Genomic DNA, 15,116 nt, shown 5'->3' on the forward strand with positions numbered 1-15,116 from the left:
ATTGTGGATTAATCAATGGTCTAATTATTAATGGGTTAAAATACATTCGCAAAACTTTAATTCTCCCTTTTATACCTCACTCTTTCCTTAATAATTTCAATCACATCCACATTTCTCACTTTAGATTGTACCCAACCGTGGATATCTATATATAATAACGACCTTCTGTAATATTCGTTTTCCGAAAAAAGATCGAGTTTTTTGTTAAATTTTTTAAAGGATTCCAGTTGTTGATCGGGAGTGAGATCGTTCAGATTTTTGAAAAACGCAATGCTTTCAAAATGGAATTCATCCGGCTTTTTCATTTTTTTAGCAAATTTTGAAGTAGCTTTTATAAATTCATCATAATCTTCATCATTTCCGGATTCGTGTTTCGCCATCAAGATCAAAATTCTCGTGTGGAAAAGCAAGTCTTCCTGCACATTTCCCTTAGATTCAATTATTTTTAACGAATATTGTATAGACTCCTTGAATTTTTTGCTTCCGAAAAACATCGCCGCCATTTTTAAATAAAGAATCATAAAATGATGTTCATCAATTTTATCACGGAATCTTTCCATTTTCAACTCGATTTCAGGAATTAATTTTGTACCCGAAAAGAATTCACCTTTTATAAAATGAATATTCATTAAATTGTTGTAATATATCAGAAAAACAAGAGATTGTATGTTTTCATTTTGAGTAAAGCTTGAAGAACTAACAACCTCATTAAAATCTTTGAATCGGTTTTCTAAAATATCGATGTTTCCGTACAGAAAAAGAATTTTAAAAAGATACGTATTCCCTTTGATGTACCAAACCGGATGGCTTACGATCATCTCTGGATTTTTGTGAAATAAATCTACCCATTGAAAAGCATATTTCAACGTATATTTATATTCCTGAAACAATTGGTTTTTCCAGACATGTGCTTTAAAATACCATAATTTTTCCGTAAAATTCAGTTTTTCAAAGTTTATTTTCTGAATTTGAGCAGTAAAAATTTCCATGATTTCAGCCCGGTCTTCATCATTTTTCACATAACCATGCGTCAACATTTCGCTGTACAGTTTCAATGAAAGATTGGATAATTCTGTAGCGTAATAATTTTGTATGCTGATCTCGGTGGATTGTCTAATCAATTCATCAGCACGACCTTCAATACTTCGTGTAATAAACTGTGATTCAATTACTTTTTCTAAATCAATAATTTCTGAAGCAATACTTTTTTCGTCTAATTCTAAAGCTGTTTGTTTGGTTTTATCTAAAATTTTTAAAGCCTGCTTGTAAAGTCCTTTTTGATATAGAATATTCGCAAAATCAAGTTGTTCGCGCAATTGTATTCTATTATTCTGATGACTCGGATTCATTCTTAAACTCACCAAAATCTGTTTGTAAAGATGAGCTTTCAGGTTTGACAGCTGTTGTTTCGTGGAAATTTTTTTCTCAATGATGGTCGTTTCATCGTACTCCTTCATCTTATCAAGTTCTGAAAAAAGAAGGAGAAATTTTGCATCAACATTAATTCCAAGTCGGTTTACATACAGCTTGAATTGCCTTTTTTCGGAGGTCGTTAACGACTTAATCAATATAAATAAGAAATCTTTATGCAATTCTGCCATTGTAAATTTTATGAATTTAAAATAATGATAATCAATTAATTAAAATAAAAAAATAATGTTTTGACTATTGTAATTTTTATAAAAACTAAAAATGAATAAACGTTTCATCTTTTTAGTTTTGAATCAAAATTAAGTAAAAAACTTCATTATGAATTCCGAAAAAGTCGAAATTTTTGATACCACGCTGCGTGATGGAGAGCAAGTTCCGGGTTGTAAATTAAATACAGAACAGAAATTAATTATTGCCGAAAAACTGGATGAGCTGGGTGTAGATGTGATAGAAGCTGGTTTCCCGATTTCAAGTCCCGGAGATTTTCATTCGGTTTCGGAGATTTCAAAATTAGTAAAAAATGCAAAGGTTTGCGGCTTAACAAGAGCCAATCAAAAAGATATTGATGTCGCTGCGGAAGCTTTACAATTCGCAAAAAGACCAAGAATTCACACAGGAATCGGAACTTCGGATTCTCATATTAAATTTAAATTCAATTCAAACAGAGAAGATATTATTGAAAGAGCTGTTCAGGCTGTAAAATATGCCAAATCTTATGTGGAAGACGTAGAATTTTATGCTGAAGATGCGGGAAGAACCGATAATGATTATTTGGCGAGAGTTTGCGAAGAAGTCATTAAAGCAGGAGCAACAGTTCTTAATATTCCTGATACAACAGGATATTGTCTTCCTGAAGAATACGGTGAAAAAATAAAATATCTGAAAGAAAATGTAAAAGGTATTGACAACGTCATTTTATCTTGCCACTGTCACAATGATTTGGGAATGGCAACTGCGAATTCTATTGCAGGCGTTATGAACGGGGCAAGACAAATCGAATGTACGATCAACGGATTGGGAGAAAGAGCCGGAAATACAGCGTTGGAAGAAGTGGTGATGATTTTAAAACAGCATCCGAATTTAAAATTATATACTGATGTTCAGTCGAAAATGCTAAATCCAATGAGCGTTTTGGTTTCTGAGTTGATGGGAATGCAGGTTCAGCCGAATAAGGCGATTGTGGGAGCAAACGCTTTTGCGCACAGTTCGGGAATTCATCAGGATGGTGTGATTAAAAACAGGGAAACTTACGAAATTATCGATCCTTCAGAAGTTGGCGTAAATGCTTCAACGATTGTATTGACAGCGAGAAGCGGACGTTCTGCTTTGGCATACAGATTCAAAAATATTGGTTTTGATGTTACTAAAAACGAACTTGATTTTCTCTATCAGGAATTTTTGAAAATCGCTGATCGTAAAAAAGAAGTTGATAATGACGATTTGAGTTCTATCATCGAAAGAGTGACGAGAAAAATAGGGTAGGATTTGATTTTCAATTAGATAAAATTAAAAATGAACAACGATAAAAAAACACTTTTTGATAAAGTCTGGGACGCTCATGTTGTAGAAACGATTCCCGACGGACCTCAAATTATATATATTGACAAACACCTGATTCATGAAGTAACAAGTCCACAAGCTTTTGCTGAATTGGGAGCCAGAAATCTTGAGGTTTTCAGACCAAAACAAATTGTTGCGACAGCCGATCACAACGTTCCTACTTTGGATCAGGATCTGCCGATTCGTGATGATTCTTCACGAAATCAAGTTGAACAGCTAACAGAAAATTGTAAGAAAAATAACATTGAATTGTATGGTTTAGGGCATCCATATCAAGGAATCGTACATATTATTGCGCCGGAATTAGGCGTTACACAACCCGGAATGAGTATTGTTTGCGGCGACAGTCATACTTCGACACACGGAGCTTTTGGTTCGATTGCTTTTGGAATCGGAACAAGTCAGGTGGCGCAGGTTTTTGCGAGCCAGTGTTTGTTGCTGAATAAACCGAAATCGATGAGAATTACCGTAAATGGTACATTAAATAAAAACGTACAGCCTAAAGATGTGATTCTGTACATTATTTCAAAAGTCGGAACCGACAGCGGAACAGGATATTTCTGTGAATATGCAGGAAATGTTTTCGAAGAAATGTCCATGGAAGGCAGAATGACCGTTTGTAATATGAGCATAGAAATGGGCGCTCGCGGAGGAATGATTGCTCCTGATGAAACGACTTTCGATTATGTAAAAGGCAGAACTTTCGCGCCAAAAGGTGAAGAATGGGAAGAAAAATTGGAGTATTGGAAAACATTAAAAACAGATGACGAAGCTGTTTTTGATGCTGAATTTTCTTTCGATGCTTCAGATATTTACCCGATGATTACGTACGGAACAAATCCGGGAATGGGAATTTCTATCAGTCAAAATATTCCGAATCCGCAGAATGAATCTGAGAAAAAGGCGTTGAAATACATGGGTTTAAAAGCCGGACAAGCTCTTTCTGATATTAAAGTAAATTATGTTTTCATCGGAAGCTGCACCAATGCGAGAATTGAGGATTTCCGTTCTGCAGCGAATTATATTAAAGGAAAAAGCAAGTCGGAACACGTTCAGGTCTTAATTGTTCCGGGTTCACAACAGGTTTTAAAACAGATTTTTGAAGAAGGACTGGACAAAGTTTTCAATGAAGCAGGTTTCCAGATCAGGCAACCGGGTTGTTCGGCGTGTCTGGCGATGAATGACGATAAAATTCCGGAAGGTGAATATTGTGTTTCGACTTCCAACAGGAATTTTGAAGGAAGACAAGGACAGGGAGCGAGAACAATTCTTGCAAGTCCGTTAACTGCCGCAAAAGTGGCTATTGAAGGGAGAATTTCAGTTTTTGAAAACTAAAATTGTAAGGATACCAAATTCCTAGCCCCGATAGAAACGGTTACCCCGCAGCTTGAATTGGAGCGTTTTGGAGGAGGAGGCTTTAGCGTCGGAGAAGGCGGGAAAGAATGGGAGCGAGGAGTATGAGTGGATAGCGGGATTAAGCTCCAAAAAAATTATTAAAAACAAGTAAAACTATTTTGATTCAACAAAAATGCAAAAATTAACCCTTATACAATCCCGAGCAATTCCTTTGTCGGCTGAAAACATAGATACAGACCAGATTATTCCTGCAAGATTTTTAAAAAGTATCGACAAAAACGGCTTTGGAGACAACCTTTTCAGAGATTGGAAATACAATGTTCATACGAATGAGCCGAATCCTGATTTTGTATTGAATAACCCGAAATACAGTGGTGAAATTTTGGTTGCCGGAAATAATTTCGGTTGCGGAAGCAGTCGGGAACATGCAGCCTGGTCGTTGACGGATTATGGTTTTAAAGTAGTTGTTTCAAGTTTTTTTGCCGATATTTTTAAAGGTAACGCATTGAATAACGGCTTGTTACCCGTAAAAGTTTCTGAAGAATTTTTAAAAGAAATTTTAAACGATATCACAGAAAATTCTGAAGAAGAAATTTTGGTAGATGTTGAAAAACAGACGATTACTTTCAAGGATAAAACGGAAAATTTTGAAATTGATTCTTATAAAAAAATATGTCTGATAAACGGTTATGACGATATTGACTTTTTAATCAGCAGAAAACAGGCGATCAAAGAATTTGAACTAAAAACACAAAAAGTATTATATGAAAACTAATTTTAAAATTGCAGTTCTTCCGGGAGACGGAATCGGACCTGAAGTTGTTGCTGAAAGTATTAAAATTTTGGGAGCTATTTCTGAAGCTTTTCATTATCAGTTCGATTTCAAGTATGGATTAGCGGGCGCTGATGCGATTTTCAAGACAGGAAATCCTTTGCCGGACGAAACATTGGAGATTTGTAAAGAATCTGATGCCGTGCTTTTCGGAGCAATCGGCGATCCTTCTTTTGATAATAATCCGGATGCAAAAGTACGTCCTGAACAGGGATTGTTGAAACTTCGTAAAGAACTTGGTCTTTTTGCCAACATCCGACCTTTGAAAACGTACAGTTCTCTGATTGATAAAAGTCCTTTGAAAAGGGAGATTGTTGAAGGAACGGATATTCAGATTTTCAGGGAATTGGTGAGCGGAATTTATTTTGGCGAAAAATTTACCGATGAAGAAGCGGGTTATGCTTATGATATTTGCAAATATAACCGTGATGAAATCGCGCCAATCGTTCATATGGCTTTTCAGGAAGCGCAAAAACGCAGGAAAAAATTAACCTTAATCGATAAAGCCAACGTGTTGGATACTTCGAGATTATGGAGAAAAGTCTGTAAAGAAATTGCGACGGAATATACAGATGTTGAGCTAGATTTTATGTTTGTAGATAATGCGGCAATGCAGTTGATTTTAAATCCGAAACAGTTTGATGTGATCGTTACCGAAAATATGTTTGGAGATATTATTTCTGATGAAGCAAGTGTGATCGGCGGCTCTATCGGACTGCTTCCTTCAGCTTCCATTGGGAATGAAAATGCAATGTTTGAGCCTATTCACGGTTCTTATCCGCAAGCAAAAGGAAAGGGAATTGCCAACCCGATTGCCTCTATTTTGAGTACGGTGATGATGCTTGATTATCTAAAGCTGGATCATGCTGCAGAGAAATTGAGAGCGTCTGTAGAATATGCGATTGAAAATAAATATGTTACAGTTGATTTGAATTCAGAACAGCCTTATTCGACAAGTGAAGTGGGAAGTTTCATCGCAGATTATATTAAATATTCTGAAAAAACATATTATAATTTTGAAAATGTGAAAATTGGGAAATCAACAATTGTTTAAAATAAAGTGAATTATCAATTTTGCTTCGTAAGTCAATAGTCAAATAGTTAGGGTAGTTTACAAGCGGAGCGAATTGATGACCACTGTCGGTTCAATAGATATTTGATTTTTATTTGTATATTTTTTTTAAAAAGGTTCCATCTCATAGAGAAGGAACCTTTTTTATTGTAAAATTATTCTTTCGTATTATCCGTTTTTCCTGATTTGTTTTTTGAAGATTTTTGCACATCTTCCTTATCAATATCAGGCGGATTCGTTTTTTTTGATGAAGCAGGAATATTGGGGAAATCCTGATTTTGTCTTTTCGTTTCTGCGGTATTGGCAGGTTCTTTTTTGTTGTCGTTGGAGTCCATAATTTTAAATTTTATGATTTGAAAACGGACTTTAAAAACTTATGTAAAGTTAAAATTTCTACAGTCCGAGAATACCGATCTTTCCGGTTTTATCTTCTATCGTATAATTCAAAGCCTTTGCCAAAACGAAAATATTATTAAGATTTTCCATCAATTGTTTGCGACCTTCTGTTCTCAATTTGTTTTGATCGACAGAGTTTATCCCTGTATCTTTTGCTTTCTGAGTTACATTTTTGATGTCTTTCTCAGAAATTCTGTTGAAAAAAGAATCATCCAAAGATTGAATTTCCACACTTGGAGTGATTCTGATATCGGCATCCGGAAGTTCCGTTATGATTAGTTTTTTGTTGATAGAATCTACTTCCATCTTCATTTTATTAAGATCATAAGAAACCTGCGCATTGGTTTTTGTATAGGTAATAATACTGTTGCTGGACACTTCTTTCCCCATAAATTCGTAGCCCATTTTGGTTTTTTGAATCGCCGAAGAATTCTGCTCCAAAACCACCATTTTATTCATCTTAGAAATCTGGTTGGTCAGAATATAATAATCTGACTTTTCCGTCTTCTGAGTAGGATTAAAACATGATTTAAAGCTGAAAAATAGGATCGTCATGACTACGATTCCCACCAAAAACGCTATTATTATTCTGATGTTTTTCAAAGTTTATTTGCTAAAAATTTCTTTAATCACAGATTCGTCATCTTTCTTTAAAATCTCAACCAAATCTCTTTCGATATATCCGGTTGTAGGCATTTCTATAATTCGCCCGATTTCCTTACCGTATTTTTGAACAATAATGGTCGGAACTTTCTGAACATTGAAAAGCGTTTCGTCTCCGTTCGGAGATTCTTTTTTACGGTTTAATGCGATGATTGTCAGTTTGTTTTCAGGATATTTCAGTTCTTCCAGGATCTTCATTAATCTCGGAAAATCTCTGTGGCTGTCTTCGCACCAAGTTCCCATAAAAACAGTGATGCTGTAAGAATTGATCTTATTTTTCTTTAATTCTCCGATCGCTTTCTGATCCAATGCATATTCGTCGTGTTCTTTCACATACCAATCTGCGTAAGGAGCTTCGGTAAATTTGCTTTTCAGCTGGTTTCCCAAAAGCATTTTGCCATCGTTTGTTGTTTCCACTTCACGACCAACCACAACTTTTTGTGCGCTAAGTTGTTGATTTGCCAAAAGTAAAGCCGAAACAGCAATAAAATTTGTAATAATTTTTTTCATATTATTTTTCGATAATTGTCTTCAAATCGGCAGGAGAATAGTATTTGTTTTTCAAAACCTTATGATCGGCTTTTCTGTATACATTAAATTTCTCACCAGATTTTTCATAAAATGAATCTACGTCTTTTTCTTTATAAAATTCAACGGTTTCCTGTGCCTGTTCTTCGTTATCGCAAGCTTTAGACATATTAGAACGCTGAACTTCGTTGAACAACTCTACAAATTTGTTGCCAAGTCCGAATTCTAGAACTGCACCGCTTAAAACATATTGCAAATCGCATAATGCATCAGCAATTTCTACAATATCATTATCAGCAATCGCTTGTTTTAATTCATTTAATTCTTCCTGCAAAAGTTCAACTCTAAGATTGCATCTTTCAATCGAAGGAATCTGTGGAGTATCTAAAATAGGGGCTTTGAAGGTTGTGTGGAATTCTGCTACTTGGTTCAGGCTGTCAATTTTATCCATGAATATTTTTAATTTAAGGCAAAGATAAAAATTAGGAATTAGATATTAGAATTAGGGATTAGGTTTTTTGTTGAATTATAGAATAAGTGAGGTTGTTGTTCTGGAGAAGGAAGTTTTTTTTTAGTTTTAAATTAAAGTTAAAATGCTTTCTGCCTGATGAAAGGAGTTAAAAGGTACTGAAAATTAGGTTTCGGCAAAGCCAAATGATTTTTTCCTTATTTATTTAAACGTGCTAAAGCCCGTTCCTATTGATGTTGATAATTGGAATATTGAGATTTAGTCAAAAACAATTCATAATTCATAATTCATAATTCATAATTCATAATTCATAATTCATAATTCATAATTCATAATTCATAATTCATTAAAAAAAATTACCCATTACTCATCACTTATTACCCATAAAAAAAGACTGTCCGTTTCCAGACAGCCTTTTCTCCTGTGTTTAAATTCGAAAAAATTATTAGTTTTTAATGAATCTCTTAGAGACTTCTCCAACTTGGATCATATAAGCGCCTTTGATAAGATTGCTTACATTCACAGAGCCTCTTTCAAGTTTTCCTGAATTGATTAGTTTTCCACCCATATCGAAGATTTTATAATCTTCATTCGTCGTATTTGAAATATTTAAAATATCTTTTGCAGGATTTGGATATAATTTAATATCAGTTAATAAATCTTTTGTACCAACTTCACCTCTTCCTGATGAAACAATATTTAAGGTATAATCTTCAACCTGTCCGTACGTGTAAGATCCGCAAGAAGAGGTAGGAGCAGAGCTGTACTGCATCATGACTCTCATTCTTGTACTACCAACAGTTGCAGTTGACGGAATCGTGATTGATCCTGTAGCCGGAGTCGTTGTAGATCCTGCTTTCGACCAAGCTAATTCTCCGCTGTCTGTAAAATCACCATCGCCGTTGTAATCAATATAAACTGCGTAAGCTTCACTGTAAACCGTTGATGTCCAAACCGGAGTTACAGAGATTGTGTAAGCAGATCCTTTTGTTACGTTGGTAGAAATTGCAGTAAAGTTTTCATACCCTGCAGTTCCTGTTGAAGTATTGTTAATGGTTCCGAATTTCACGTTTCCAATTCTTTCGTCAGCTGTATTGTTAGCAGAAGCCGAACAATAAGAAACCGTACTTCCTGCAAGAGTTGTTACAGAAACCGTGTTGCTTGAAGGCGAAACGTTTCCTGCTGCATCTTTTGCTTTTACCGAGAAACTATATGTTGTAGAAGGAGTTAAACTCGTTACCGTGTAAGAAGCCGAAGCTGTGGAACCGATCAATGAAGCGCCCTGATAAACGTCGTAACCTGTAACTGCTACGTTGTCTGTTGCTCCTGACCAAGAAAGATTTGTGCTTGTAGAAGTAGTGCCTGAAGCTGCTAATACAGGTGCTGTAGGAGCGAGTACATCTCCTGTTCCTGAACCTGCATTTACAGTAATATTTGCGTTGTTTACATCAAAGAAAATATGATTTGAACCTTTTACCATAATTCTTCCCGTTGTAGTTGAAGCATTGGGAATGGTTACCGCCTGCGTTCCGTCGTTTGGAGTTCCTGCCAATAGAGTAGTCCATGTTGTTCCGGAATTGGTAGACCAAAGAATGTCTACGTTGGCTGCATTTACGCCGTTTGCTGTAGTTCCTGCAACATTCCATGTTATGGTTTGAGAAGTTCCTCCTGTATACGTTGTTGCTGAATTTTGAGAACTCACACTGAAAGGTCCTGCCGTTCCGTTTACCGTAATTACTGCATCGTCAGAATTGTTTCCTGAACCTCCTGCTCTGTTGTCACGAACGGTAAATCTGAAATTATACGTTCTTGCTACATTAGAAAGAGCTTCAACAGTAATTTCTGAACCTGCCGTTGTAGTTGCGCCCGTTAAAACCGAAGCCATTCTTGGGAAATATCTTACCGGAGTTGTTTGTGGTGTCCAAGATCTGAAGGTTGGACCTGTAGCTTTTGTAGCACTTGCTGCTGAACTTGCTCCTGTCTGAGAAGAAGAAGCGTTATCCATTTGCTCCCAAACGTATGTTAAAGAATCTCCGTTCGCATCTGTTCCGGTTCCCGTTAATATGAATGGTGTTCCTTTCGGAATAGTATAATCTAAACCTGCACCTGCTGTCGGAATTGAATTTCCTGTGCTTGTGCTTACCGGACAGGTTTTAGCTTTAATATTATTCGTGATCTGCTGAATACTGATCGCGTGGAAGAAGGCATCTGAATGTGGCTGAATATCCTGAGCGGTAATTCCTGCATACCCCATGATCGTAGATCCTGATCCTGGTTCCATATTTGCGCCGGTTCCTTCATTACTCATTGAGAATGTGTGGTTTCCACCGAATTGATGCCCCATTTCGTGAGCAACATAATCGATATCAAAATTATCACCTGAAGGAATTGCATCTGCTGGAGAAGTATAACCACTTCCTTTAGAGCCATTTGTACAAACGCAACCGATACATCCTGCGTTTCCGCCACCTCCGGAAGCTCCGAATAAGTGACCGATGTCGTAATTGGCTTCACCGATTACCGATGTTAACGTTGATTGTAATTGAGAATTCCAGTTACTCATTTGTGCAGCAGCAGAATAGGGATCAGATGAAGCACTTGTGTAAATTACTGCATCATTATTAGCAATTAAAACCATTCTCGCTGAGAAATCTTTTTCAAAAACTCCGTTTACACGGGTCATGGTGTTGTTCATTGCGGCTAAAGCGTTGGATTTTGTTCCTCCAAAATAAGTGGTGTATTCTCCTGTGGAAGATAACGCTAATCTGAATGTTCTTAATTTTGCATCGTCTGCATTTGGTCTTGCAGCAAGATCGGTAATGCCTGAAACGCCTTTTTGAGCAACATCAATTACAGTACATTCAAATTTATTTAAATCATCTTTTTTGTCTGATTTTTTGTAAACTACATACGTTGAAAGATCTTTTGTGTAAGGCTCAATGAAAACCGCAGATTTGTCGCCATAAATTTCCATTGATGATAAACCAAGTGGCGAAACACTGAAATACACGGTAGAATTTGAATCTCCGAAACCTTCACCAACATAAGATTTGATATCCGGATATTTCGCTGCCAACTGAGGATCGAAATTGGAATTTTCTCTTACTTTAAAGTTTTCCATTGTTCCCTCAGAATTGGGAAAGGAGATAATGATTTCTGATTTTTCTCCTACCGCTAATCTTTTGGGAGCTTTTGCCAGAACGCTCTTCAAGCCATTAATATCCAGACTGTAAATCTTGGGATTATTAATGTTTGATTTGTTTTCAAAGATTTCTGAACCTGTTTTTTTAGACCCTTCAGACCAAAGACGATCGGTCTGCGCGAAAGAGATGCCCGATAGAAGTAGCATCCCAATCATCGATAATTGTTTTTTCATATAATTCTCTATTTTGATTGTGGGGTATCAAAGCTAATGAAAAATTTATTACGAAAAACAAAATTTTTTAAGAAAATTTTAGAATATTCATCTAAACAATTATGCGATACATTAAATATGCCTTAAAATTCATTTTCTCAAAAAAAGAAAATAGCACTCGCAAAATACGAGTGCTATTCATTTATTGGTGATATAATTCTAAATTTATTGAAATTATTTTGTGATGTCTCTACCGATCACTACTCTTTGGATTTCGGAAGTACCTTCTCCGATGGTGCAAAGTTTAGAATCTCTGTAGAATTTCTCAGCAGGGAAGTCTTTTGTATATCCGTACCCTCCGAAAATCTGAACTGCATTGTTCGAAATTCTTACACAAGCTTCAGAAGCATACAATTTTGCCATTGCTCCTTCTCTTGTCATTTTTTGCTTAGCATTTTTCAATGTTGCCGCTCTTTGAATCAATAATTCAGAAGCATCGATTTCTGTTGCCATATCCGCCAACATAAAGTTGATTGCCTGGAATTCTGAGATTGATTTCCCGAATTGCTGTCTTTCTTTAGCATATTTTAAAGCAGCTTTATAAGCTCCTCTTGCAGTTCCTAAACTTAAAGCAGCGATAGAAATTCTACCTCCGTCCAAAATTTTCATTGCCTGCTTGAAACCTTCTCCAACTTCTCCTAAACGATTCGCATCAGAAACACGAACGTTATCGAAAATTAATTCTGCTGTTTCAGAAGCTCTCATTCCCAGTTTATTTTCTTTTTTACCAGAAGAAAAACCAGTCATTCCTTTTTCTAATACAAAAGCTGTTGAATTATTTTTAGCACCGATCTCACCTGTTCTTGTCATTACAACTGCAATATCACCTGAAATAGCGTGAGTGATGAAGTTTTTAGCCCCATTAATAATCCATCCGTCACCGTCTCTTACGGCTGTAGTAGACATTCCTCCTGAATCTGAACCTGTATTATGCTCCGTCAATCCCCAAGCTCCGATTACTTTACCAGAAGCCAACTGAGGAAGCCATTTGTTTCTTTGTTCTTCATTTCCAAATTCATAAATATGATTCGTACAAAGAGAATTGTGCGCCGCCAATGAAAGACCGATAGAAGGATCTACCTGAGAAATCTCATCAAGGATCGTAACATATTCGTGATACCCAAGACCAGAACCACCATATTGTTCAGGGATAACAATACCCATGAAACCCATCTCTCCTAACTCATGAAACAGATCTTTAGGGAAAGTCTGGCTTTCGTCCCACTCCATAATATTAGGTCTAATATTCTTCTCAGCAAATTCTTTTGCCGTCTCCGCTATCATTTTGATATTGTCAATTGTCTCTGTATTCATATTTGAAAATAGTTAGTTCCCAAAGATAACCAAATTGACGGAACGCCCAAAAAAATTATTTGACCACTTAGGTTTTTACATGCAAAACTTTAGTTTTCAATTTTTTATACCTAAAAGTTAATGATTTTTTAATAAAAATTTCAGAACTTCGAGTAGATTAATTTACTACTTTAACCACCCAATTTTAAAGCATGAAAAAATTTCTACTTCCTATTATTTTGATTTCATCGTATTTTGCAGCTCAGGCTCCGGCAGGATATTACGATGGAACAGCAGGCTTGACGGGTTACGCCCTAAAATCGAAATTACATGATATTATTGCGGCGAAAAATATAAACTGGCATTACGGTGATCTTACAAATTATTACAATCAGACAGATCTCGATAAATATTACGATCATGATGCTACGAATTCGACAATATTATTAGATATGTATTCTGAAATTCCGACCGGTCCGGATTCGTACGAATATACAACAGCCAATATTATCGGAAGCGCAGGAGCAGAAGGATTGGGCTGGAACAGAGAGCATATGATGCCTCAAAGTACCTTCTACAGTAATTATCCGATGTATTCAGATTTATTTTATGTAGTTCCTACGGACGCGAGAATTAATCAATTGAGGAGTAATTATCCTTACGGAATCGTGGGTTCTACTATATATTATACATTTTCGAATACTTCAAGAATCGGAAACTGTGCGATTCCGGGAATGACTTATACAGGTCGTGTTTATGAACCCATTAATGAATTTAAAGGAGATGTGGCAAGAAGCATATTGTATTTTGCCGTGAGATATGAAGGGAAATTAGGAACTTTTAATTTTAATAATAGCGCAAATCCTGCTTCCGATACCAATCCTTTGGACGGAACGGAGGAAAGATCTTTTGATCCTGCTTATATTACAATGCTTCTTCAGTGGAGCACTCAAGATCCAGTTTCTCAAAAAGAAATCGACAGGAATAATGCGGTTTATAATTTACAGAAAAACAGAAATCCTTTTATTGATAATCCAGCCTGGATAAGTGCGATTTGGGGACAGACTCCGGATGCTGTTGTTCCGCAGACGCCAACGAATTTAACGGTAACTCAAAACAGTGCTTATTTTTCTACTTTAAGCTGGACGCCAAGTTCAAGTACAGATGTAATTGGCTATAAAATTTACCAGAACGGAACTTTGGTAGCCTCTACAAAAAATTCTACAATAAGCATTGATCATTTAACGCCTTCTACGACGTATATGTACACTGTTAAAGCCTACGACAGCGGTTATTTACTTTCCGGAGACAGCAATACTGCTTCAACAACAACTTTAGCTTCTGATATGTATGCTAAAGATTTAATGGTTACAAAATACCTTGAAGGATCTTCAAATAATAAAGCCTTAGAAATTACCAATAAAACGGGTCATACTGTTAATTTAAGTGATTACAGATTGTCAATTCAGTTTTATAGCGGAACAAATTACTACTTTGTAGATCCTTATGAACTGGAGGGAACGGTTCAGAATAACGAAACTTTTGTAGTCTTAAATCCAAGTGCTAATTTTTCTTGCTATACCATCAATCAGGCAAAATTTGTAACGGCAGCTCCACAAATGACTTTTACGGGAAGTAATTATTTAGAATTAAGATACAAATCTTCAAGTGTGGATGCGATAGGAGTGACGGGACAATCAAATTCTTCTGTGTTAGCAAACGTTTCTTTATATCGGAAAGCCAATATTAATAATCCGACAACGACATTTACCATTGGAGAATGGGATTCTTATGCAAACGATTATTGTCAGAACTTAGGTGTTTTAGGAACTTCGGATGTGGTTTTAGCAGAAAATGAGTTTAAAATTTACCCAAATCCTGTGAATGATAATATTTTTGTTAACGGAAAAACAGAGAAGATAAAAACGGCTCAGGTTTTAGATTTTTCAGGAAAAGTAATTTCTACAGAACAAAATCCTTTTAAAAATAAGAAGAATATTTCTGTTCAAAGTTTACCTACAGGTTCTTATTTGTTGAAACTGGATGATAAAATCTATCAGTTTATTAAAAAATAATGCATGAATACTAAACCTTCAAGGTT

The 15,116-nt window shown here is 35.9% G+C and carries 12 protein-coding genes; 5 read left to right on the forward strand and 7 right to left on the reverse strand.

All coding sequences use genetic code 11. The features are described from left to right. Window positions 1-56: 56 nt before the first annotated feature. Entirely contained in the window at window positions 57-1,601 is a 1,545-nt protein-coding gene (locus tag J3D55_RS13175) for a hypothetical protein (protein WP_259131749.1), read from the reverse strand. Window positions 1,602-1,749: 148 nt separating this feature from the next. Between J3D55_RS13175 and J3D55_RS13180 the strand changes: the two genes are divergently transcribed. From J3D55_RS13180 to leuB, 4 genes are all read left to right on the forward strand, one after another. Then, window positions 1,750-2,913, forward strand: coding sequence for a 2-isopropylmalate synthase (locus J3D55_RS13180; protein ID WP_259131751.1), 1,164 nt, complete (start codon window positions 1,750-1,752; stop codon window positions 2,911-2,913). A 30-nt stretch (window positions 2,914-2,943) separates the two neighbouring features. Then, entirely contained in the window at window positions 2,944-4,326 is a 1,383-nt protein-coding gene (gene leuC, locus J3D55_RS13185; protein ID WP_259131754.1) for a 3-isopropylmalate dehydratase large subunit, read from the forward strand. A gap of 193 nt (window positions 4,327-4,519) precedes the next feature. Further along, window positions 4,520-5,122 carry a 3-isopropylmalate dehydratase small subunit gene (leuD, locus tag J3D55_RS13190; protein ID WP_259131755.1) on the forward strand — a complete coding sequence of 201 codons (603 nt, stop codon included), beginning with the start codon at window positions 4,520-4,522 and terminating at the stop codon, window positions 5,120-5,122. After that, on the forward strand, window positions 5,112-6,233 hold the full coding sequence (gene leuB / locus J3D55_RS13195) for a 3-isopropylmalate dehydrogenase (RefSeq protein ID WP_259131756.1): 1,122 nt from the start codon (window positions 5,112-5,114) through the stop codon (window positions 6,231-6,233). The genes leuD and leuB overlap by 11 nt, the downstream gene beginning before the upstream one ends. A 173-nt stretch (window positions 6,234-6,406) precedes the next feature. Here the strand turns inward: leuB and J3D55_RS13200 are convergent, their stop codons facing one another. The 6 genes from J3D55_RS13200 to J3D55_RS13225 form a co-directional block, all read right to left on the reverse strand. Further along, window positions 6,407-6,586, reverse strand: a complete 180-nt coding sequence (locus J3D55_RS13200; RefSeq protein ID WP_259131758.1) for a hypothetical protein — start codon at window positions 6,584-6,586, stop codon at window positions 6,407-6,409. A 58-nt stretch (window positions 6,587-6,644) separates the two neighbouring features. Further along, window positions 6,645-7,250 carry a DUF4230 domain-containing protein gene (locus tag J3D55_RS13205; RefSeq protein ID WP_259131759.1) on the reverse strand — a complete coding sequence of 202 codons (606 nt, stop codon included), beginning with the start codon at window positions 7,248-7,250 and terminating at the stop codon, window positions 6,645-6,647. Between the two features lie 3 nt (window positions 7,251-7,253). After that, complete coding sequence (locus J3D55_RS13210) at window positions 7,254-7,820, reverse strand: TlpA family protein disulfide reductase (protein ID WP_259131761.1); 567 nt, start codon at window positions 7,818-7,820, stop codon at window positions 7,254-7,256. Window position 7,821: 1 nt separating this feature from the next. Continuing rightward, on the reverse strand, window positions 7,822-8,289 hold the full coding sequence (locus J3D55_RS13215) for a pyrophosphohydrolase domain-containing protein (RefSeq protein WP_259131762.1): 468 nt from the start codon (window positions 8,287-8,289) through the stop codon (window positions 7,822-7,824). Window positions 8,290-8,752: 463 nt separating this feature from the next. Further along, window positions 8,753-11,683 carry a zinc-dependent metalloprotease gene (locus tag J3D55_RS13220; RefSeq protein ID WP_259131764.1) on the reverse strand — a complete coding sequence of 977 codons (2,931 nt, stop codon included), beginning with the start codon at window positions 11,681-11,683 and terminating at the stop codon, window positions 8,753-8,755. 213 nt (window positions 11,684-11,896) lie between these two features. Further along, on the reverse strand, window positions 11,897-13,036 hold the full coding sequence (locus J3D55_RS13225) for an acyl-CoA dehydrogenase family protein (protein WP_259131766.1): 1,140 nt from the start codon (window positions 13,034-13,036) through the stop codon (window positions 11,897-11,899). Between the two features lie 191 nt (window positions 13,037-13,227). Between J3D55_RS13225 and J3D55_RS13230 the strand changes: the two genes are divergently transcribed. Next, a complete protein-coding gene (locus tag J3D55_RS13230) occupies window positions 13,228-15,090 on the forward strand; it encodes an endonuclease (protein ID WP_259131767.1) in 1,863 nt (620 codons plus the stop codon). The last annotated feature ends 26 nt before the right edge of the window (window positions 15,091-15,116 follow it).

It is taken from the genome of Chryseobacterium ginsenosidimutans (assembly GCF_024807225.1).
GTDB lineage: Bacteria > Bacteroidota > Bacteroidia > Flavobacteriales > Weeksellaceae > Chryseobacterium > Chryseobacterium ginsenosidimutans.